This is a genomic window from Novosphingobium sp. HR1a (assembly GCF_015594425.1).
In the GTDB taxonomy this organism is placed as follows: Bacteria; Pseudomonadota; Alphaproteobacteria; order Sphingomonadales; family Sphingomonadaceae; genus Novosphingobium; species Novosphingobium resinovorum_A.
On record NZ_JABXWS010000090.1, the window covers coordinates 19,406 to 40,944 of the forward strand.

Below are 21,539 nucleotides of genomic sequence, written 5' to 3' on the forward strand. Positions count from 1 at the left end.
TTCCGGCAGGGTCGCGATCATTACCCGGCATACCGGGGATAGTCGGTATAGCCGCATCCTCCGCCGACATAGGCGTAGTCGAAGTTCGCTGCGGCCAATGGCCGGTCTTCGCGCATGCGCTCCACCAGATCGGGATTGGCGATGTAGGGGCGTCCGAACGATACCGCATCGGCCTGCCCTGCGGCGATGAACGCATCAGCGGTCGCCGCGTCGAAGCTGCCGTTCTGGATCACCGCTCCGGCATAGGACGCGCGCAGCCGGTCCATGACCGGATGCCGGGGCTTTTCCATGAATCCCGCCGCGATCGGCTCGATCAGATGGACATAGGCGATGCCGAACTCACCGGCGATCTGCCCGATCGTTTCGGCGAGGGCGCCGGGGTCTTCATCACCCATGCCCTTGCGTTCGCTGGTGGGGCTGATCCGCAGGCCGATGCGGCCCGGATTGACCTGTGCCGCCACGACCTCGATGATCTCCCGCAGCAGGCGCGCCCGGTTGGAGACTTCGCCGCCATAGCCGTCGCTGCGCAAGTTGGTCTTCGACTGGAGGAACTGGTCGATGATGTAGCCGTTGGCGCCGTGAATCTCGACGCCGTCGAACCCTGCGGCAACCGCATTGCGCGCCGCCGCTCCGTAACTCGCGACGACGCGGTCGATATCGGCCTGGTCCATTTCGCGCGGGACGACGTAGGGCTTCATCGGCAGGAAGCCGCCGGTGTAGTCGGGCGGCGGCGGAGCCATCGTTTCGCCTTCTCCGGCGATTGCCGAAGGACCGATCGGCAAGTCTCCGCCGAGATAGTCAGGCAGGACGAGACGGCCCATATGCCACAACTGGGCGAACATCCGCCCACCGGCGGCATGGACGGCGTCGGTGACCACACGCCATCCCGCGACCATCTCCGGGTTGTAGAGGCCCGGCGCGCCATACCAGCCCATGCCGAGCGGATCGACGGCGGTGGCCTCCGACACGATCAGCCCGCAGTCGGCGCGCTGGGCGTAGTACTGCGCCATCAGCGCGGTGGGCACCTGGTCCGGGCCCGAGCGGGCGCGGGTCAGCGGGGCCATGATGACACGGTTGGGCAGGTCTAGCGTCCCGATCAGGACCGGCGCAAAGAGGTGCGGGTGCATGCCGGTCATGCCACGCTCCTTCCGTGCGCTTCCCAATAGGGCGCGCGCAGATCCTTCTTCGAGATCTTGCCGCTGGGGATCAGCGGGAAGCTTTCCATGAAGACGACGCGCTTGGGCACCTTATACCCGGCAAGGGCCGTGCGGGCATGGGCGATGACTTCGGGTTCGGTGACGGTGCCGCCGGGATGACGGATGATGCATGCCATGACCGCTTCCCCCCAGCGCGCATCGGGCACGCCGATCACCGCGACGGTCGCGATTTCCGGATGGGTGGAGAGCACGTTCTCCACTTCGGCGCAGTAGATGTTCTCGCCGCCCGACACGATCATGTCCTTGAGGCGATCTACGATGTAGTAGAGGCCTTCCGCATCCCGGCGCGCGACGTCGCCAGTGTGATACCAGCCGTGCCTGAGCACCTTGGCGGTCGCCTCGGGCTGGTTCCAGTAGCCGGTGGTGATCGACGGTGTACGGATCAGCAGCTCGCCGGGCTCGTCGATGCCCAGCTCGTTGCCCTGCGCATCGACGATGCGGAACTCGATCAGCGGCAGCGGCCGTCCGCAGCTCTGCAGCTTGGCCTCGTTGTCGAGGTCATGCTCGTCCGGGCGCAGGATGGAGAAGGCACCGCCCGCCTCTGTGGCGCCGTAGAACTGCATGAACTTGCCCGGCATCCGCACGATCGCGCGCTTGATGAGGCCGAGCGAGATCGGCGATCCGGCATAGAGCGTCAGCCGGATCGAGGTGAAATCGGTGTCGGCGGCGCGCGGATGATCGAGCAGCATCTGCAGCATCGTCGGTGTCAGCGTCACCAACGTGGGACGGTCGCGCTGGATGGCTTCGCAGACGAGCCCGGGATCGAACTGCCGCACCACCGAAATGGCGACGCCGTTGTAAAGGCACTGGAAAGCGATGCCGATCGAAAGCAGGTGGAAATTCGGCAGAGGATTGATGAAGATGTCGCCGTCCACCCACTCATAGGCGGGTTCGAGATGCTCGCACAGGCGCATGCGGTTGAAGCCGCCGTGGCTGAGCATCACGCCTTTGGGTACTCCCGTCGTTCCGGAGGTGTAGAGCTGGACGGCGATGTCCTCCTCGCTGATGAACAGGTCGGGGCGGGTGTCGGGGTAGTGGGCGCACTGGGCTTCGATGCTGTCGGCCTCGTCGAACCATATCGCCGCCGGAGCATGCCCGGCGATGGCTATGGCCTCGTTCCACAGGGTTTCCATCGAGCGCTCGACCAGCACCACGCTAGCGCGGCTGTCCGCAATCAACTGCGCCAGTTCGCCTGCGGCAAGGCGCCAGTTGAACACGGTGAAAGCGCCGCGCGTCTTGGCGCTCGCGATCAGCGAGAAATAGAAGTCGGGCGAATTGAGGCCGAGGAAACCGATCCGGTCGCCCGGACCGATCCTGCGGGCGACGAGGGCATTGGCGATACGGTTCGCGGCCCGGTCGTATTCGGCGAACGAGATGTTGCGCTGCCCATAGACCAGCGCGCGGCGATCGGGCGTGTGGCGGGCGTGATACTCGATGAATTCGCCCATCGTGCGGACTTCGGGATATAGCCACATGGCGTCACTCCCCCTTGAAGACGGGTTTGCGTTTTTCGGCGAAGGCGGTGATGCCTTCGCGGGCGTCGGCGGTCCCGGCGCAGCGGGCGAGGGCCAGCGCCTCCAGTTCGAGCTGTGTTTCGAGAGGCTGGTCCTCCACGCTCAGGAACAGGCGGCGGATTTCCCCGAAGGCGCGGGTCGGACCCTCGGCCAATTGGCGCGCGACGGCTTCGGCGCGGGCGAGGTAATCCTCAGGCGCCGCGACTTCGTCCACCAGCCCGGCGCTGAATGCTGCATCGGCATCGAGCAGCTCGTTCATCAGCAGGAAGCGCTTGGCGCGGGCGATGCCCATACGGCGCGACAGCATGATCGAGGTTCCGGCATCCGCGCAGAAGGCGATCCCCGCATAAGCGGCGAGATAGCGCGAAGTGGCCGAGCCGACGACGTAATCCGCCCCCGCGACAAGCCCGTTCATGCCCCCCGCCGACATGCCCTGCACGGCGACGACGACCGGCGCGTCCATGCGTGCGAAGCGGGCGATGCCGACGTGCAGCGCGGCGGTCCATCGCTTTATCATCATCGGCAGGCGGTCGAGCTCACCGGTGAACGTGGCGATATCGCCGCCGAAGCTGAAGTTCTTGCCCTCGGCGACGATCAGCACGGCCCGGATCGACGGGTCTTCCGAGATCGTGTTTGCGGCATCGAGGAATGCCCCGCAGAATTCGGCGTTGATGGGGTTTCCACGCTCTGCCTGGGAAAAGACGAGACGGGCGAGGGCACCGTCGCGCTCTATGCGCATGGTTTGATCAGTCATCGAGGACAAACTCTCCGTCATTCTCATATCAGCGCCGGCTTGTTGCCGGCGCCATTGTCTGCGTCCGCTACCACTGTACTGCGCCGGAGGACGGCGCGGATGGCGATACGGCCGAGCGATTCCAAGAACCGCCTCCAAACCAGTTAATCACTTTATCATCTCGAAGGGAAGTGCCCTGTCATTCACGGCGACAGGAATGTGAGTCGGAGCCTTCCAGGGCAAAGCGCATAGTCCTCCGCCGAGGATGGCGCCGACGATCCCGAGCCAGGCGGCCAGCAGCAGCGCGAAAGGCCGGTGGCGCCATTCCAGATGCATGAAGCGGTTCAGGATCAACGACGCCTTGACCAGCGCGATCGCGACGGCGGCCAGGCCAACAACAAGGGAAGCAGCTTCCGTTTCGACGAGCAGGAAGCTGCCCACAGACAGCGCGGCGAGAGCGAGCAGGGTGGCGGTACTGCCGAAGCGGGCGCTCATGACGTGCCTCCCGCAAGGTAGAGCATGGGAAACAGCACCATCCACAGCAGGTCGACCATGTGCCAGTAGGCGGCGGCGCTCTCCAGCCAGACCAGCGTTTTCGTGCCCTCGGGCTTGGTGAGCTTGCCTGCGGTGACCGCGAGCACGCCGATCCCGAGCACGAAGTGCAGGAAGTGGATGCCGGTGAAGGCGAAGTAATAGCCGAAGAACTCGCTGGAGGTCAGCGTGATGCCGGCAGAGACCTTGGCGTAGTATTCGTAGCCCTTGGTCAGGGCGAAAGCGGAGCCGAACAGCATCGCCGCCAGCACCCGCGTGCGGGCGTGCCGCCAGTCGCCCTCGCGCCCGGCCTCGACGGCGCGGACCATCCACCAGCCGCTGAAGACGAGGATCAGCGTGTTCGTCAGCCCCAGCACCGGGTCGAGCGCCGCGCGTGAGGCGCGATAGCCTTCCGGGTCCTGGAACTGCCCAACCATGAACAGCAGGAAGAACACCGCGAACATCGCCATGTCTGCCGTGATGAAGAAGAACACGCCCGGATCGCCGGGCAGCGTCCGGTCGCGTTCGCGCAGGTTGCCCGCGCCTGGCTGGCCATGCACGGTCAGGGCGCTTCTTCTCGGACCAGACGGTCGATCGCCTTGAACAGATAGACCGATATGATCGCCATGAAGAGGAAGAAGATTGAGAACTCGAGCCAGTAATTGACGGTGCCGCTGCGCGAGAACGGGCCGGTTTTGAAGAACGGATTGAGCGCCTCGATCACGAACATCACGCCCACCCAGATGCTGAACCAGCTGACCCAGGCCGGGAACAGCGGCACCTGGCGCCGGTCCGAAAGGAAGCACACGCCCAGCGCCACCATCTGCAGGGTGGTGAGTGAATAGGCGAGGTCGAAGATCATCCAGCCCAGATCGAACAGGATCTGCAGCGTGCCGGGCTCCAGCGTGTCGGCGCGGAAGGTGGCGGTCAGCCAGATGCCGCAGGGAATGACGAAGATCAGGGTCGTGAACCCGGCGCCCCACAACTGCAGGGTGGAGAGCACGTTGTTGTGCCGCTCGACTTTCTCCATGACCTTGGTGATCGCCAGTCCCCACACGAAGTAGAGGACGGAGCAGGCGATCGTCACGGTCATGCCGACGCGGATCTGGTCCGCCACCGGGGCGAACTGCGCCTTGAACTCGGCGGCGGAAAGCCCGGCGGAGTAGGGCGGAATGTTGCGCCCCAGAATGCCCCAGAAGATGATGGTGACGATCAGGAGGATCGGGCCTCCCCATGCGCATATCCGGACGTACTTGTAGGGGGTCTCCACGGCACTCTCCCAGTTTTCTTGTTGTCGTAAGGTCATGAAAAAGGGGCAGGACCATCGGCCCCGCCCCGGTCACCGTCAGAAGCGCATCGTCGCCTCGATGCCGTACGTGCGTGGCAGGCCGCGCACGCGGTAGCCGTTGCCGAACAGGTTTTCGAGCGAGATGCCGTAAGGGTAATAGACCTTGTTGGTCAGGTTCTTGCCCCAGACCGAGATCGTGTAGCGCGGCGTATCGTAGGAGATGCGCCCGTTCAGCAGCCAGTAGTCGCCGTTGCCCTCGCCGAACTTGCCGCTGGCGACGCTCGGGAGCGGGCCGCGGCTATAGTCCTTGAACGAGTCGAAGTAATACCGGCCGGTGTAAGAGGCATCGCCGTGCAGCTTGATGGTGCCGCCGCCCAGCTCCACCGCGTCCCAGTCGAACCCGAAGTTGAGCGAGGACTTGGCGGCATAAGGGAAGGGATTGCCCCCGACGCTGACATTGCCGCCCGAGGTCTGGACGCACGAGCCGTCCTGCGCGGGAAATTGCCCGGACAAATCCTTGGCGGCGCAGGCGGCCTGATCGTAGCCCTTGTACTTGCTGTCGAGGATGCCGACGGACGCGGTCAGCGTCAGGCGGTCGGTGGCGGCGAACTGGATGTCCGCCTCGAAGCCCTTGAGGGTGCCGTCGAGCGCAATGAGGTTGGCGGTGGCGGTATTATCCACCACCTGACCCTGCTGCCCCTTGTAATCGTAGTAGAAGAACGCGCCGTTGACCTGCACCCGGTTGTTGAGGAAGCGCGACTTGAAGCCGATCTCGTAGGCATTCACCTGCTCGGGCCGCACGAAGTAGACCTGATTGGCGCTGCCGTAGGCGAGGCCGTTGAAGGTACCCGCCCGGTAGCCGCGGCTGAAGCTGGCATAAAGCATCACGTCGTCGATCGGCTTCCAGTCGAGGATCGCCCGGCCGGTGAACTTCTTGGATTTGCCGCTGCGCTCAAGCCCGCCGGGCATCGGCACGCCGAGGTCGCGGTAGGACGGGATGACGATGTTGCCGGCTTCGTCGCGCACCGGCTCGATGAAGTAGGTGTTGCCCAGCGCCGGATCGTTGAAGTCCGACACGGTGATCATCCGCGCATTGCCGGCATCGTCGTAATAGGTCGTGATGCCGTCCATGAAGCGTGTCTTGTCGATCGTGTAACGCAGGCCCGCCGTCAGCTTCAGGGTCGGCGTGATCTCGTAGCTGCCCTCGCCGTAGAGGGCCCAACTGGTGCGCTTCTGCTTGGAATGGTTCGTCGCGCGGATGCCGGTGGGCAGGGAGCCAGCCGAAAGCGCCGTGCCGTTGAAGGCGCCGCCTGGGTTGAAATACGTGTCTGGCAGGCCGACCGCCGCGCGCACGTCGCTCAGGAAGTTGAAGAAGTCCGGCCGGTTGTCCGCCGTGATCGAGTCGCGGCCATATCCGCCGCCCAGGATCAGCTTGAACGCCTGCCGGTCGAGCACGAAGCGCAGATCCTGGTTGAAGGCGTTGAAGTTGGACTGATAGCCGATCGCGCACATGCGCAGCGGCGTGCCGTCGCAGTCGGTGATCGACTGCAGGTAACGCCCGGAATCGTAACCGCTGACCGAAACCAGATCGAGAGAATCGCCCAGTTCCGCCTTGACGGTGAGGACGACGCCTTCCGAGCGGGTCAGCGCCTTGCCGATGGTGTCGGCCTGGATTTCCTTGAGGCCGAGTCCTTCGCCCGACTGGCTGTACGAAGCCGGCAGCAGGCCCGCCGGGGCGAGCGATCCGAACAGGCCGCCGAGCAGGAAATTGGGCGAGGTATAATCGATGACGTCGCTGGTCTTCGACTGCCCGGTCGGCAGCGGCGGCTCGGTGCCGCCGACGGCCTTGGCGTAGTAACCCTTGAGCGTGATATCGAGCGTATCGGTCGGCTTCACCCGCAGCGTGCCGCGGATGCCGTAGCTCTTGGTGCCGCCCGGCGAGCGGTCATTCACCTGGTTCAGCCCCGATGCGCCGCCCGCTGCCGAAGTGTTCAGGCCGGGCGCCAGGCGGTTGCGCAAGTAGGGGTCGGAATCGACGTAAGTTCCGGCGATGCGGATGCCGACCTTGTCCTCCACCGGCGTGACTTCGATCGCGGCCTCGCCGTTGATCCGGTTGTAGTTGCCGTAGCCGATGGTGGCATAGCCGTTGGTGCCGGAGAGCTTGGGCTTGCGGGTTATGAAATTGATCGCGCCGCCGGTGGTGTTGCGGCCGTAAAGCGTGCCCTGCGGGCCGCGCACGACCTCGATCTGCTCGAGATCGTAGAGTTGCTGGCCATGGCTGGACCGGAACGCCTGATAGACCTCGTCGACATAGACGCCGACGGGCGAGGCGGCGTTCGCGTTGAATTCGGTGCCGACGCCGACGCCGCGCAGGGAGAAGTTCGGCTGCTGCGAACCATAGGGCGAGGACACCTGCAGGTTCGGCATCGAGGCATTGAGGTCGGAGGTCTCGAACACACCCTTGGACTGCAGCGTTTCAGACGAGATCGCCGAAACCGCGACCGGCACATCCTGCAGGTTCTCGGAGCGTTTGGTGGCGGTGACGATGATCTCGTGCAGGCCGCCCTGGCTGGCAGTATCCTGGCTTTCCTGTGCGAAGGCAGGCGAGGTGAGTCCGACGGCGAGCGCGCAGATGCTCACGCAGCGAATCGCTTTCATGCTGTTCTCCCATTCCCAGATCACTTTTACGTTTTTTGCGTGACCTTGATACGTAAATTATGTAGCTCGAATCGAATGTCAACAGATTTACGAGTTTGTGCTTTGCAGCATCCGCTGATAGTTGGATCGTAAGCCGGACCACCGAGAATCGGCCGATTTGGGATAGGACCATGTTCAAGAAGCTATTCGGCAAGAAGCCCGAGCCGCAGGTGGAGCTTGTCCCTTCGGGGGCGACCTTCTCGGTCGGTCGGAACAAGACGGTGCTGGAACAGGCGCTCGAAAACGGGCTGGCCTATCCGCACGACTGCACGGTCGGCACTTGCGGCAGTTGCCGGTCGCGGCTGCTGTCGGGGAAGGTCGATGCGATAACGCCCTTCGGCTACACGCTGAGCCGCGAGGAACTGCAAGCCGGCTATATCCTGGCTTGCCAGGCGATCCCCGAATCGGATCTGCGCATCGAGGTCGATCTGCCGGATGCGGAGGAGGCGCCGGTGACGGTCGGCGGCCGAATTGTTTCGGTGCAGGATCTGACGCACGACATCCGCAAGGTGACCTGGCAGGTCGATGCGCCGCTGCGCTTCAAGGCCGGGCAGTACATGAACGTGCGGTGGCCTTCGGGGCCGGGGCACAGGTCCTATTCGTTCTGCCATGCCCCTGCGCCGGAAGGTAGCCGGACGGTGTCCGCATTCGTCCGCCGCGTGCCGGGCGGCGCTTTCACCGAGGCGCTGTTTGCAGGCGAACTGGCGGACACCGAATTCGCCATCGAGGGCGCGCACGGCGGGTTCTGGCTGCGGCCGGGTGAGGGGCCCATCCTGCTGGTCGGCGGCGGCAGCGGTCTGTCGCCGCTGATGAGCCTGCTGGAAGATGCGGCTGCCCGCAACGTGGCGCGCGACGTCGTGCTGTTGTTCGGCGGGCGCGGAGAGCGCGATCTCTACTGCCTTGAAGACATTGCCGCGATCGCGGCGCGCTGGGAGGGCAAGTTCCTGTTTCGGCCGGCCCTGTCCGAAGAGCAGGTCGACGGCGTTCGTCACGGTCTGGTCACGCGGGAGATCGCCGACGCCATCGCCGAACTTGGCGGATCGCAGGATCTGCAGGCCTATATGTGCGGCCCGCCGCCGATGATCGATGCCGCCGTCGCCGAACTGACGGGGCAGGGCGTCGCGCTGGAGGCCATCCACTACGACAAGTTCACCGATGCCAGCTCGGCCGCCGGTGCGCGCGCCTGACACCCCCATACCACAAGAGGATGACCACGATGACGATATCCAAGGACGCCTTCTTCATCGGCAACCAGTGGGTTTCCCCCGCCAGTGACCGCCGCTTCACGCTGGTGAACGCCTCAACCGGAGAGGAATACGGCAGCGCGCCCGAAGCGGTCGAGGCCGACGTTGATGCGGCGGTGGCTGCAGCACGCAAGGCTTTCGAGACTTCGGGTTGGGCGGACGCCAGCCCCGCCGAACGGGCGGCGGTCATGCAGCGCTTCGTTGCCGCCGTCGCGGCGCGGGGAGATGAGATCGCCCGCACCGTCAGTGCGCAGAACGGCATGCCGATCGGTCTCAGCACGCTGCTGGAAGGGCAGTTCGGCGCAGGCGTCGTGCAGTATTACGCGCAGCTTGCCGAAGGGCTCGGCGCGCCCGACGTGCGGCCCTCGCAGATGGGCAAGGAGACGCTGGTGGAGCGTTCCGCCATCGGCGTGGTCGCCGCGATCGTGCCCTGGAACTTCCCGGTGACGCTGGCGCTCAACAAGATCGCTCCGGCCATGGCGGCGGGCTGCACCGTCGTCATCAAGCCTTCACCCGGCACGATCCTCGACAGCTACCTGCTCGCCGAAGCAGCGCTGGAAGCGGGTGTGCCTGCAGGCGTGCTCAACTGGGTCGCGGCCGACCGTGATGTCGGCGCCTACCTCGTCTCGCACCCCGGCATCGACAAGGTCGCCTTCACCGGCTCGACCGGGGCAGGGCGGGCGATCGCGCGCACCTGCGGCGAACTGCTGCGCCCGGTCACGCTGGAACTGGGCGGCAAGTCCGCCGCGATCCTGCTGGACGACGTCGATGTCGGCGCGTTCCTGCAGGGCGTGCCGATGGCCAGCATGCTCAACAACGGCCAGGCATGCTACAACGGTACCCGCGTGCTGGCGCCGCGTCGCCGCTATGACGAAGTGGTCGGGGCGCTGGCCGAGTTCGCGAACGGACTGGTGGTGGGTGATGCGCTCGATCCTGCGACGCAGGTGGGGCCGATGGCATCGGCCGCACACCGCGACCGGGTGGAAAGCTACATCGGCATCGGCAAGCAGGAAGCGCGCCTCGTCGCGGGTGGCGGTCGTCCGCAGTCGACCAATCAGGGCTGGTTCGTGGAGCCGACCATCTTCGCCGACGTCGACAATGGAGCCCGCATCGCGCAGGAGGAAATCTTCGGCCCGGTGCTTTCGGTGATCCCCTACGACGGCGAGGAAGAAGCCATTCGCATCGCCAATGACAGCGCGTTCGGCCTCGGCGGTTCGGTCTGGAGCGCGGATGGCGATCATGCCACGCAGATCGCTCGCAAGGTAGCCAGCGGAACAGTGGGCGTGAACGGCTATATGCCGTCGCTCGGCGCGCCGTTCGGCGGCATCAAGGCCAGCGGCCTCGGCCGGGAGTTCGGGCCTGAGGCGATCGCGGCCTATCAGAACACCAAGTCCATATACGTCATGGCGTGAAGCCTGCGGGCCGGAGATTTTTTGCGGAACCCCTGCGAGAAATCTCCGGCATTTCGAAAGCAGATAATAATAAACATATTGACCGAGTTTTTGTAACGTATTACACTTCGAGGCACAGGGTCGAAAAGGACCCGAACTTGGTGATTGAGGAAGCGGAAGCGTTCGCAAATGTTCGCTCCGCTGTCGAAAAGCGAATTACTGTTTGATTGGCCGTGGCAGGAGTTACGATTGCGAAGTCGTGTTCTGGCGCTAACCTTCACACATTGCCTGCATTCCGAAGGTGCTGCCGGGATTCCGAAATGTTGAGAAAGCTGCCGAAAGACCAGCGCAAGGACCTTATCCTCGACAGCGTCGAGGCGCTGATCCTTTCGACATCCAGCACCGACTTCACGATGCACCAGCTGGCCAAGCATGTCGGGATCAGCCCGACGACGTTCTACAACCTGTTCGGATCGAAAGGGACGGTACTCTACAGCCTTCTGAACCGGTGCCTGGATGCGATCATCAGCGGCCGCGAGGCGGATGTTTCGGAGAAGGACCCGGTCCTCTACGCCATACACACCATGACGTTCGCTGCGGAACTCTTCGTGGAGCGGCCGGGTCTCTATCGCCCGCTCTACAAGTTCCAGCTGGGCGAGCGCGACATGGGTGCGCGGCCGGTCTACCTCGACCGCGCGCTGGACTTCTGGCGTCGCAGTCTCGCGGGACTGGTCGAGCGCGGTTACTTGTCCGACCATCCGAGCGATGGATCGTTTTCGCGTGACGATGTCGCACTGGCATTGCTGACGCACAGTTCCGGCGTGATCGACCTGTGGGTCCAGGAAGATTTGGACGATGCCGAATTCGTGGCCCGCATGACGCACGATGCCGCATTGATCGTCTATGGCATCGTGTCCGACGAAGATCGCAGGACGATAGCTGCGATAGTCCGGCAAGTCCGGCCGAATATCAGGGACTTCTCTTTCCTCAAGTCTTGACCGTGATCTGCCGGTGCCTGGCACCGGATAATAACAGATAGAGATACATGGGAGAATGTATGACCGAAAGGTTCGGCGGGGATTCCCGCGTCGTACAACTGTGCCCGGATCGTGCGCGGAACCGCGCCGCCGACCCGGCCGACCAGGACCCCACGCTCGCGCATATGCTGGATGGTCGGGCGGCGAAGCTGGCGTCATCCGATTATCATCCTGTCGCGATCGACGACATCACCGAGCGGCTCACGCGCCTGTTCGCGCAGAACCTCCATCCGGCTGCGAAGGTAAGCGGCCTGCGCAGGCTGGCGGGGGGCGCGTCCAAGGAGCAGTTCCTTTTCACGCTGGACGCGCCTTGCCTTGAGGGCAGCGAACAGCTCGTGGTCAGGATGGACCCGACTGACGGCGTGCTGGAAACGAGCCGACGGCGCGAGTTCGAGATCCTGGAAGCCATGCAGGGCGTGGTTCCGGTGCCCCGTCCCCGCTTTCTGGATCATGAGGGGACATGGCTCGGCGCTTCCGGGATGATAACCTCGTTCGAGCGTGGCAGCACCAAGCCGCCGCAGGCGGGCGCAGGCGTATCGGGCCTTGGCACCGGCTTCACGCCGCAATGGCGCGAGCGGCTCGGACCGCAGTTCCTCCGGCTGATGGCGGCCATCCATCGCTTCGACTTCCGGGTGGCAGCATTGCAGCACTTCGCCATTCCCGATGCGGACCCGTTCCAGGCCGCGCGCCAGCGTGTCAACTTGTGGGCGCGGGTTTGGCGGGAGGGTGCCTATGCGCCGATCCCGGGCTTTGCGGTCGTCGAATCCTGGCTGCGCAGCAATCTGCCCGCTGCACGGGAGCTGGTTCTCGTCCATGGGGACTTCCGTACCGGTAATTATCTGTTCGACGGCGACAGCGGCGAAATCACCGCGATCCTTGACTGGGAACTCGCCCATGTCGGCGACTATCACGAGGATCTGGCATGGTCGCTGGTCGAAATCTTCGGCGCGCGCGACGAACAGGGGCGCTACTTGTGCTCCAACCTCATGACCGTCGAGGATTTCATCGGCGGCTACGAGCGCGAGACGGGACGCATCGTCGATCGCGACACTCTGCGCTTCTACCGCATCCTGCTGTCGTGGAGCGTGGTGGCGATGGCGAGCAGCGGCCTGACGGCGGCGGCCAACCGGCATAACCACCAGGACATCCTGCTGACCTGGCTGTCGATGGTCACGCACCCTTTGCTCGACGAGATCACGCGTCTGATGCTTGAGGAGAAGGCGGCATGAACCCCGGTTTCGAAGTCCGCCTGTCCAGCATGCGCCGGGCGCTGGCGACGGTCATCATGCCCGCGATCGACCCCGGCAATCCGCTGGCGCAGGAGCAGGCCGGGCTCATGCTCGCGCATATCGGCATGCTGGAGGCGCAGTGGGACAAGCTGGAAGATTACGCCCGCCTGTGCGTGCAGGATCTGATCGAGGTCTCCGGCAGGATCGATGCGGCGGGAGGGCCTGAAACCCTTGCCGCAGCGGCAGGACTGGCGGCCCTCGCCGGAACGCCTCCGGTGCGCGGCGAAGTCGCTTATCGTGCCTTGTCCGAAGCGCTGGAAGGGCTGGTTCGCGCTGTCGATCGGGACGGCGACGCGGACTTTCGCCGCGCGCTCCACCGTGAAGTCCTGCTGCACGCAAACCGTCAGGCCGCCCGGGACCGGTCTTGGTTCGCGGCCTGCGGCTTCGACGTGAACACCGCCGACCTGCCCTCCATCGAGACACTGATCGGGCGCGGCGATGGATAGCAAGCAGCATCCCACGCGCGAGTGGATAGAGGCGCTGCGCCTTCGCTATCCGACGGAACGCACGATCGACGAAGCGCTTACCCGAAAGCTGCAGGCGCGTTCCGGCCCAGCTTACGTGCCTAGTCCGGTCAGCGAGATCGCAACAAGGCTGGAGCGCTTCTTCGCGCACGCCATGCCGGGCGCCCGGGTCTCCCAAGTCGCGCCGCTGGGCGGTGGAGCATCGAAGGAGCAGTTCAGTTTCACGCTGGCACAACCGGACGGAACCGAGGCGCGCCATGTCCTTCGGCGCGAACCGCCCGAATCCGTCGTCGAGACGCACCGCCTGCGCGAATTCCAGATGATGCGGGCGATGGCCGGTACGGTGCCGGTGCCCGATGCGCCCTGGGTGGATGCCGAAGGGCAATGGTTCGACCGTCCGGCGATGATCTCCCGGTTTGTTGAGGGCGTGACCAAGGCGCCGGGCTCGGGCGGCAACGTCACCGGGCTGGGCACCGGGTTCTCTCCCGAACTGCAGGATGCGCTGGGTGGACAGTTCGTCGACCTGCTGGCGCGGATACATCAATTCGACTGGCAGTCGGCCGATCTCGACGCCTTCGATCGGCCGGAAGCAGGCAGTACCGCCGGGGTCCATCAGGTCATCAACTGGTGGGAGCGGATCTGGGAGGAAGACTCGTACGAGCCGATGCCCATCATCCGCTATACCGCGCAGTGGCTGCGTGCCAATGCGCCGCCGATCGAGCGGGTGGTGGTGGTCCACCATGACTTTCGCGCAGGCAACTTCCTGTTCGATCCCGACACCGCGCAAGTGACGGCGGTTCTCGACTGGGAACTGGCCCACCTCGGCGATTACCACGAAGACCTCGCCTGGACGCTGCAGGAAGGTTACGGCTATCGCGATGCGCAAGGGCGCTTCATCGTCTGCGGCCTGATCGAGCAGGCCGAGTTCCTCGACCGCTACGCACGCACCACCGGCTTCCCGGTCGATCCGCGCAAGATCGCGTACTACAGCGTCATGAACACCTGGAAATCGGCGATAATCGTCCTCGCAACCGGCATCCGCTGTGTGATCGGCGGCAAGAGCCATCAGGACATCCTGCTGACATGGCTGGCGGGCTTCGGCCATGTCTGCGTCGATACGCTTCTGCAGCATCTGGAAAGGGCCGAGAATGGTTCCTGACACACCCTTGCGCCTCGCTGCCGTGCAGAAGGCGCTGGAGGATATCGTCGCGCCGGTCCTGCCGCCCGACGCCGATTTCGCGCGTGAGCAACTGGCGCTGATCGTCCGATCGCTGGCGCTGGTGCGCAAGCAGATCCCCCAGGAATACGCATTCCACGTGCACGACGCGCATGCCTTCAGTGCCTTCGGCAGCGAAGTGGCCGCATGCCTGCCCGATGCGCACCCCGCGCGCGGCGAACTCGCGCAGGCCATCGAGGACGTCCGCGCGATCGCCCCGCCGGTGGTGCCTGACCGCACCGCTCTGGAGCAGGCGGTCAGGGCCTTGCGCGGTGCGATCGAGACCGCCGTGCAGCAGGTCGGAGAAGACGCTGCCACCTTGCGCGCGATCGGGCCGGTGGTGCTGGAACACACCCGCAGACAGACGCTGCTCGAACGCGCCTGGGTGGCCGACACCGGCTTCGACCGCGACCCGGCGAGCCTGCCCCTGCCCGAAACCATCCTCTACAGCGCCGGAGAGACGCCGCGATGAAAGCCCATCTCGTTCACGCCCATTCTGAGGGCGATTCCTTCGTCACCGCCATGAAGACCGTCATCGCTTCGCAGCTTGAGGCGGACGGTCACGAAGTCACGATTTCCGACCTCTACGCCAAGCGCTTCAACCCGGTCGCCTCGCCCGCCGACTTCGGCAGCCGCCGCGACGATGAGCGCTTGGTCTATGCGCTGGAGCAGCGCCACGGCTACGAAAGCGGCACGCTGGCGCCCGATATCCTGGAGGAGATCGAGCCGGTTCTGGCCGCCGACCTGCTGGTGTTCACCTTCCCGATCTACTGGTTCGGCGCACCCGCGATCCTGAAGGGCTGGTTCGACCGGGTGATGCTGTCGGGCGTCTGCTATGGCGGAAAGCGCCTCTACGGACGCGGCGGACTGGCCGGAAAGCGCAGTTTCGCGGCCATGAGCCTGGGCGGGCGCGAGAACATGTTCGGCGCGCAAGGCGTGCACGGCGAACTGGTCACGGGCATGATGCGGCATTTCTTCCAGGGCACGCTCGGCTATGTCGGCACCAGCGTGCTGGAGCCCTTCGTCGGTTACAACGTGCCTTATATCGGCGAGCCGGCGCGGGCGGCCCTGCTGGACGATCTGCGCGGCGTCGTGGCACAGATTGATCGCCGTCCGGTGCTCGCCGTGCCGGACCTGAACGCCTTCGACGACAGGCTGGCGCCGCTCGCGAGTGTCGAGGCATGAGCTACGAGACGATGCGCCTCGACGTGCAGGGCGGCATCGCCGCGCTGACGTTCACCAAGGCCGAGACCGGCAATCCCATCAACGGCACGTTCTGCCGCGACCTTTATGACGTGGCGGTCGACCTGTCGGAACGCTGCAACGTTCGCGCCGTGCTGATCCGCGCGGAAGGCAGGGCCTTCGGCTATGGTGGCGACATCGCGGGTTTCCTGCCAAGGCTGGACGAACTGCCGCGCCTGATGAAGCAGTGGACCGGCGATTTCCATACCGGAATTCTGCGGCTGCAGCGGCTCGACGCGCCGATCGTGGTGGCGGTCCACGGCGTCTGCGCGGGCGGCATGGTGGCGCTGGCGGCGGGGGCGGACTTCGTGCTGGCGAGCGACCGGGCGCGGTTTGTCTCGGCCTATTCCGGGATCGGGCTGGCCTGCGACGGCGGTGCTTCGCTCTCGCTCGTGCACCGCATGGGGCGCAGCCATACGCGCCGGTTCCTGATCCTCAACGAGACCTGGGATGCGGCCGCCGCCGCTGAGGCCGGGCTGGTCGACGAAGTGCTGGAAGGCGACGAGGCGCTGGCGGCGCGGGCGCAAGAACTCGCCCACCGGATCGCCGCCGGACCGACCCGCGCCATCGGCGAAATCCGCCGCCTGCTGCGCCTCTCGGGCGAAGTCCCGGCGGAGGCGCAGATGGAGGCCGAAGCACAGGCCATGGCCCGCGCTGCCGCCACTGCCGACGCGCGCGAAGGCATCACCGCCTTCGCTCAGAAACGGCAGCCCGTGTTCACCGGAAAATAGAAAAAGAGAGGGAGTCATGCAGACCCAGGCACAGCGCTTAGCGCAAGAACCGGTGGCCGCGATCGACCGCGATGCGATCGAGCCCCGGCTCCTCGAAATCCTGCTGGCGAAGCAGGAACGCCGCAAGTTGGGGCCTTATATCCCCCGAACCGCGCCTGATATCGCGGAAGGGCTCTCGGTCCTGTTCGCCCGCGAAGGCATCGCCGCGCGGGCACGGGGCGTGCGCCGCATGGGGGGAGGGGCTTCCAAGGAGCAGTTCGTCTTCGATGTCGAGGGCGAGATCGACCCCGCCTTCGCCCGCTGCGTGCTGCGCATGGACCCGCGCGAGGGCATCATCGAGACCTGCCGCCGCCGCGAGGCGCAAGTCCTGCGCGCGGTCGCGGGCGTGGTGCCGGTGCCGCCCGTCCTGACCGAGGACGGCGATGGCGAGACGATGGGCCAGCCGCTGATGGTCACCGGCTTCGTCGGCGGCGTGACCAAGCCCATCGACAGCGGCGCCGGCCCCTCGGGTCTGAAGGCGCGGTTCGGGGAAAGCCTCGGGCATGCGCTGACCTCGCAGTTCATCGGCCATCTCGCCGCCATTCACGCGGTGGATTATCGCGCGGCGGGGCTCGACGATTTCGTCGTTCCCCGGCCCGAAACCACCGACGCGGCGCTTTGGCAGGTCAATTACTGGACCCGCGTGCGGGCGCTGGAGGAAACCGATTCCCTGCCGCTGCTGACGCTGGCCGAGACCTGGCTCTACGACCATCTGCCCGTCTGCGAGCAGCCAGTGCTGCTCCACGGTGACTACCGCGTCGGCAACTTCCTGTTCGACGAGGAGCGGCAGGAAATCACCGCGCTGCTGGACTGGGAACTCACGCATATCGGCGATTTTCATGAGGATATCGCCTATAGTTTCGAGCCGCTGTTCGGCCACCGCGATGCCGACGGCGTGTTCCATGTCGGCTCGATGTTCACCACCGGCCACCTGATTTCGCGCTACGAGGCGTTGACCGGGCGCACGGTGAATCCGGCGACGCTGCACTGGTATCGCGTCCTGACGAGCTACAAGCTGATCGCCATGAACCATTGCTCGTCGATCATCGCGGCGCGCGACGGGACCAACCACCAGAACGCGCTGCTGGCTTTCCTCGCATCGTGCACGGCCGGGATGTCCGACACCCTGTGCGAACTGCTTTCTGGAGAAATGGCATGACACCGGACCCGATCATCCGCCTTGCCAGTGTGGTGCAGACGCTGGAGCATGTCGTTGTTCCGGCAGTCGATTCCGGCAATCTGCTGGCCGTCGAGCAGTGCGGCGTGGTGCTCGCGCAACTGCGCATGCTGGAGCGGCACATGCCGCTGATCGGCGCCTATCACGCGCTGTGTCTGACGGACCTGCTGGCCGTGGTCGCCGCGCTGCCGCCGATCGAGGGCGGGCCTGCGGCAGTCATGGCGCGGCGCGAACTGGCCGAGGCCTGCGCGCAAGTGGACGATCCCGCCGACCCGCGCCTTGCCTTCCACCGCGTCGGCCGCGCGCTGGAGGGGCTTGTGCGCGCGATGGCGCAGGACGGCGAGCCTGCGGTGCGGAGCGCCATCGACGCGGCGGTGCTGGCCTTTTCCATCCGGCAGGCACGGCGGGCGCGCAGCTGGTTTCAGGATGCGGGCTTCGACCACGATGCGGATTCGCTGCCGACCGTGGAGGCCATGGTCGCGGGCAACTGATTGAAGGGATGGCGAATGATTGCCAGGAAACACGCTGAATTCCAGTTCGGCGCCGATGCACCCTACGACTGGTGCGAGACCAACTTCTTCCCGTTTTCGGTGCCCGAAGCCTGCATTTCCGGGAGCATCTACGTGCTGTCGCGGCCGGAGCTGGGCGTGGCGATGGTCGATGTGCTGGTGCAGGACCGCATCGCTCCGGCGTGGGAGGCGCAGGCCTATGTCGATAACCAGCAGCATCTGCCGTGCCCCGCCTCGCTGCTGCGTTATGCCTTTCCCAATGGGCTGGAGGTGGAGGCGGTCGATCCGCTTTCGCATTACCGGATACGCTACGAGGGTATCGACGATACCGCATTCGAACTTGATTTTCAGGCACTTATGGCACCGTTCGACATGAACGACCCGGTGATGGACCCGATGGCGGCGGGCCGCATCGGCGCGGGCTGGGGAGGGGCGGCGTTCTCCGGGCACTACGAGATCACCGGCCGGATCACCGGGCGCCTGCGGCTGCGCGGGCGCGAGTATGCGGTCGATTGCGTCGATACGCTGGACCGCAGCTGGGGGCCGCGCAAGGAGCGGGACAACGGCAATGCCACCTGGATTCACGGCTCTTTCGCGGAAAAGCTGACGGTTCATGCGTTCCTCGGCCTCGATCCGGCGGCGCGGTCGGGCTTCGGCCCGCTCATCAGCGGCTATGTGCTGGAGGACGGCGTGGTCAGCGGTCTTGTCTCCGCGCAAGGGGCGGTGGAGCGCCACGCCGGGCTGCCGATGTCCAACCACCTGCAAGTGGAGGATGCGCTGGGGCGGCGGCATGAACTGACGGCGGCGGCGATCAACGGGTGCGTCTGGGCACCGTTCCCCTCGATGGTCTATGCGCAGAGCTTCATGCGCTGGAACTGCGCGGGAATGCTGGGTTTCGGGGTGCAGCAGGACGTGCTGAGCCGCTCTTACCTGACCCGGAACCGGGATGCACTCAACGGCACCTAGAGGTACCACAAGGGTGCCATAGCCATATCTGAAGTGCCTCCCCGTGCGTGCGTAACGCGCGGGGAGGCACTGCGTCACTGGGTCATGAAGATGCCGCCGTCGACGGCGATGTTCTGGCCGTTGATATAGCCGCCGTCCGGACCGGAAAGCCACAGCGCGGCGCCGGCGATGTCGCCCGGTTGCTGCGGCCGGGCGATCGTGCGCATCGAGGCGGCGGTGCCTTCGAAGGCGGCGTGCTGGTCGGCGTTGGCGACTGCGTTGTCCGAGTGGGTGTAACCCGGCGAGATCGAGTTCACCAGGATCCCGCTCTGCGTCGCGCCGAGTTCGCGCGCCATCGCGCGCGTCATCGCGCCAAGCGCACCCTTGGATGCGACATAGTGCAGCATGAAGGGGATGCCGAGGTTGGCGATGACCGAGGCGATGTTGATGATCCTGCCGCCGCCGGCGGCACGCATCGCGGGCAGCACCGCGCGGGCGCAGAGCCAGGGGCCCATGACGTTGACGTCCATGATGCGGCGCCAGGCATCGACCTCGATCGCTTCCATCGGGGTGTAATTGAGGCCGGTGAAGATGCCTGCATTGTTGACGAGAATGTCGATGCCGCCGAACCGGTCGGTCACCGCCCGTGCCATCGATTCGGTGCTGGCCTTGTCGGCGACGTCGGTGGCGACGCCGAAGGCATTGGCGCCCAGCGCGGCGGCGGCGTCCTCGGCGCCCTTGATGTCGGCGATCGCGACTTGCGCGCCTTCGGCCAGGAATCGCTCGACGATGGCGCGGCCGATGCCGGTCGCGCCGCCCGTGACGATGGCGGTCTTTCCTTTGAGTATCATGCAGTTCTCTCCCTTGTCGTCCCTGTGGGACGTATCGGCCCTGCGCCTTGCCGGGGAATCGATCCCGCAAGGCGCCGCGCGGCGCAGTCTGGACTGCGTATAAATTTTACGCAATATTGATAAATCAGTTGACGGTCATCATCTGTAATGTAATACATTCCACTACAGCGACGCCGATGGCCCACAGGGGAAATGTCCCCGTGCCGAAACCCGGCATGCTCCGCGTAAGAAATACCAGACACAAAATATAAAAATAAATCCTATGAAATGTAGGAGAGGAACATGTCCAGTATTCGCTACTATGTAGCGGCGCTCGTCCAGCTATGTACATATGTCGGATTCGCGTTGGGAGGATATTGGGTCTGGACGGGAATTGCGTCCCTGCCGGCCCTTGCTCTATTAGACAGCATTCTGCCGGACGATCTTTCCGCGCGCCGGATGAAGCGCGGTTTCGCCGCCGATCTGCCGGTGTGGCTGGCGACATTCCTGGCTCCGGGGCTCTACGTAGCCGCCGCCTTCTGGGTGGTCCGCGCACCCGATGCCACCGCGGGTCAGTACATCGGTGTCATTCTTTCACTCGGCTGGCTTTCGGTGGTGCCGCTGGTGCCGTCCAGCCACGAGCTTTACCACCAGCGCGGCAAGCTGCGACGTTTCGTCGGCCGCTATGCGCAAGTCTGCTACCTCGACTGCACGCGCGAGATCGCGCATGTCGTGGGGCACCATATCCATGTCGCGACCGTGAAGGACGGCGATACCGCGCCGCGCGGCACATCGCTTTACGGCTTCACCGTGCGCGCCGTGCTTTCCAGCACGATCGAGGCGCTGACGACCGAGAGCGACGGCCTTGCCGCACAGGGCAAGGGGCGCTGGTCGATCGGCCACCGGCTCTACAAGGCGCTGCTGGCGCAGGCGATCTTCCAGGCGATCCTCTTTGCGGTCGGCGGGTGGCGCGCCAATGCGGTGGCGTTGGCGGGCATGATCGTCGCGCGCTTCTGGATCGAGAGCTTCAACTACTTCCAGCACTACGGCCTGGTCCGGCTGGAAGACGGCCCGATCGCGCGGCGCCACGTGTGGAACCACTTGCGCCCGCTCTCGCGCCTGATCGGCTTCGAGATCACCAACCACGCCGATCACCACACCAACAGCTTCGCCGCCTATCACGAACTGGTGCCGGACCGTCAGTGGATCCGCATGCCCAGCGTGTTCGTGTGCTTCTTTTCCGCCCTGATCCCGCCCTTGTGGCACAACCTCATCATCAAGCCCGCGCTGCGCCGCTGGGACAACGAACTGGCCAGCCCCGAAGAACGCGAACTGGCCCGCGAACAGAACCGCCGCGCCGGCTGGCCGGACTGGTTCGAACCGAGCGCCGACCGCAGCGGCCCCGCGCTCACCGCCTAATCCTCCCCCCGAAGATGCTTCTGATT

The 21,539-nt window shown here is 65.2% G+C and carries 21 protein-coding genes; 13 read left to right on the forward strand and 8 right to left on the reverse strand.

The window, feature by feature from the left end:
- Positions 1 to 20: 20 nt before the first annotated feature.
- The 7 genes from HWN72_RS23195 to HWN72_RS23225 form a co-directional block, all read right to left on the reverse strand.
- The gene (locus HWN72_RS23195) at positions 21 to 1,136 is read right to left on the reverse strand and encodes an alkene reductase (RefSeq protein WP_051586797.1); all 1,116 of its coding nucleotides are present in this window, start codon (positions 1,134 to 1,136) and stop codon (positions 21 to 23) included.
- Positions 1,133 to 2,692 carry a class I adenylate-forming enzyme family protein gene (locus HWN72_RS23200; protein ID WP_036525257.1) on the reverse strand — a complete coding sequence of 520 codons (1,560 nt, stop codon included), beginning with the start codon at positions 2,690 to 2,692 and terminating at the stop codon, positions 1,133 to 1,135. The genes HWN72_RS23195 and HWN72_RS23200 overlap by 4 nt, the downstream gene beginning before the upstream one ends.
- A gap of 4 nt (positions 2,693 to 2,696) precedes the next feature.
- Positions 2,697 to 3,485 carry an enoyl-CoA hydratase/isomerase family protein gene (locus HWN72_RS23205; protein WP_036525255.1) on the reverse strand — a complete coding sequence of 263 codons (789 nt, stop codon included), beginning with the start codon at positions 3,483 to 3,485 and terminating at the stop codon, positions 2,697 to 2,699.
- Between the two features lie 147 nt (positions 3,486 to 3,632).
- The gene (locus HWN72_RS23210; RefSeq protein WP_036525253.1) at positions 3,633 to 3,959 is read right to left on the reverse strand and encodes a cytochrome C oxidase subunit IV family protein; all 327 of its coding nucleotides are present in this window, start codon (positions 3,957 to 3,959) and stop codon (positions 3,633 to 3,635) included.
- Positions 3,956 to 4,555, reverse strand: a complete 600-nt coding sequence (locus HWN72_RS31905) for a cytochrome c oxidase subunit 3 (protein WP_051586795.1) — start codon at positions 4,553 to 4,555, stop codon at positions 3,956 to 3,958. Before HWN72_RS31905 ends, HWN72_RS23210 begins: the two co-directional genes overlap by 4 nt.
- A 2-nt stretch (positions 4,556 to 4,557) precedes the next feature.
- Positions 4,558 to 5,265: a hypothetical protein gene (locus HWN72_RS31910; protein ID WP_036525251.1), complete on the reverse strand. Its 708-nt coding sequence runs from the start codon at positions 5,263 to 5,265 to the stop codon at positions 4,558 to 4,560.
- Positions 5,266 to 5,340: 75 nt separating this feature from the next.
- The gene (locus tag HWN72_RS23225; protein WP_211151525.1) at positions 5,341 to 7,941 is read right to left on the reverse strand and encodes a TonB-dependent receptor; all 2,601 of its coding nucleotides are present in this window, start codon (positions 7,939 to 7,941) and stop codon (positions 5,341 to 5,343) included.
- Between the two features lie 170 nt (positions 7,942 to 8,111).
- Between HWN72_RS23225 and HWN72_RS23230 the strand changes: the two genes are divergently transcribed.
- The 12 genes from HWN72_RS23230 to HWN72_RS23285 all read left to right on the forward strand — a co-directional run bounded on the left by HWN72_RS23230 (position 8,112) and on the right by HWN72_RS23285 (position 19,285).
- On the forward strand, positions 8,112 to 9,167 hold the full coding sequence (locus tag HWN72_RS23230; RefSeq protein WP_036525248.1) for a 2Fe-2S iron-sulfur cluster binding domain-containing protein: 1,056 nt from the start codon (positions 8,112 to 8,114) through the stop codon (positions 9,165 to 9,167).
- 29 nt (positions 9,168 to 9,196) lie between these two features.
- The gene (locus HWN72_RS23235; RefSeq protein WP_036525246.1) at positions 9,197 to 10,636 is read left to right on the forward strand and encodes an aldehyde dehydrogenase; all 1,440 of its coding nucleotides are present in this window, start codon (positions 9,197 to 9,199) and stop codon (positions 10,634 to 10,636) included.
- Positions 10,637 to 10,935: 299 nt separating this feature from the next.
- The gene (locus tag HWN72_RS23240; protein WP_036525245.1) at positions 10,936 to 11,613 is read left to right on the forward strand and encodes a TetR/AcrR family transcriptional regulator; all 678 of its coding nucleotides are present in this window, start codon (positions 10,936 to 10,938) and stop codon (positions 11,611 to 11,613) included.
- Between the two features lie 59 nt (positions 11,614 to 11,672).
- Positions 11,673 to 12,881, forward strand: a complete 1,209-nt coding sequence (locus tag HWN72_RS23245; RefSeq protein ID WP_051586794.1) for a phosphotransferase family protein — start codon at positions 11,673 to 11,675, stop codon at positions 12,879 to 12,881.
- Complete coding sequence (locus HWN72_RS23250) at positions 12,878 to 13,387, forward strand: hypothetical protein (protein WP_036525243.1); 510 nt, start codon at positions 12,878 to 12,880, stop codon at positions 13,385 to 13,387. The genes HWN72_RS23245 and HWN72_RS23250 overlap by 4 nt, the downstream gene beginning before the upstream one ends.
- Positions 13,380 to 14,564 carry a phosphotransferase family protein gene (locus HWN72_RS23255; RefSeq protein ID WP_036525242.1) on the forward strand — a complete coding sequence of 395 codons (1,185 nt, stop codon included), beginning with the start codon at positions 13,380 to 13,382 and terminating at the stop codon, positions 14,562 to 14,564. Before HWN72_RS23250 ends, HWN72_RS23255 begins: the two co-directional genes overlap by 8 nt.
- A complete protein-coding gene (locus tag HWN72_RS23260; RefSeq protein WP_155986217.1) occupies positions 14,554 to 15,093 on the forward strand; it encodes a hypothetical protein in 540 nt (179 codons plus the stop codon). Before HWN72_RS23255 ends, HWN72_RS23260 begins: the two co-directional genes overlap by 11 nt.
- Positions 15,090 to 15,806, forward strand: a complete 717-nt coding sequence (locus HWN72_RS23265; RefSeq protein ID WP_036525239.1) for an NAD(P)H-dependent oxidoreductase — start codon at positions 15,090 to 15,092, stop codon at positions 15,804 to 15,806. The genes HWN72_RS23260 and HWN72_RS23265 overlap by 4 nt, the downstream gene beginning before the upstream one ends.
- Positions 15,803 to 16,594, forward strand: a complete 792-nt coding sequence (locus HWN72_RS23270) for an enoyl-CoA hydratase/isomerase family protein (protein WP_036525237.1) — start codon at positions 15,803 to 15,805, stop codon at positions 16,592 to 16,594. Before HWN72_RS23265 ends, HWN72_RS23270 begins: the two co-directional genes overlap by 4 nt.
- Positions 16,595 to 16,610: 16 nt before the next feature.
- Positions 16,611 to 17,792, forward strand: coding sequence for a phosphotransferase family protein (locus tag HWN72_RS23275; RefSeq protein WP_211151526.1), 1,182 nt, complete (start codon positions 16,611 to 16,613; stop codon positions 17,790 to 17,792).
- Entirely contained in the window at positions 17,789 to 18,301 is a 513-nt protein-coding gene (locus HWN72_RS23280; protein WP_211151527.1) for a hypothetical protein, read from the forward strand. The genes HWN72_RS23275 and HWN72_RS23280 overlap by 4 nt, the downstream gene beginning before the upstream one ends.
- A gap of 15 nt (positions 18,302 to 18,316) precedes the next feature.
- Complete coding sequence (locus HWN72_RS23285) at positions 18,317 to 19,285, forward strand: hypothetical protein (protein ID WP_211151528.1); 969 nt, start codon at positions 18,317 to 18,319, stop codon at positions 19,283 to 19,285.
- A 74-nt stretch (positions 19,286 to 19,359) separates the two neighbouring features.
- Here HWN72_RS23285 and HWN72_RS23290 read toward each other — a convergent pair whose 3' ends face one another.
- Positions 19,360 to 20,115 (reverse strand): SDR family NAD(P)-dependent oxidoreductase, encoded by a 756-nt coding sequence (locus tag HWN72_RS23290; protein WP_036525234.1) that lies wholly within the window; start codon positions 20,113 to 20,115, stop codon positions 19,360 to 19,362.
- A 282-nt stretch (positions 20,116 to 20,397) separates the two neighbouring features.
- Between HWN72_RS23290 and HWN72_RS23295 the strand changes: the two genes are divergently transcribed.
- Positions 20,398 to 21,513, forward strand: a complete 1,116-nt coding sequence (locus HWN72_RS23295) for an alkane 1-monooxygenase (protein ID WP_211151529.1) — start codon at positions 20,398 to 20,400, stop codon at positions 21,511 to 21,513.
- The last annotated feature ends 26 nt before the right edge of the window (positions 21,514 to 21,539 follow it).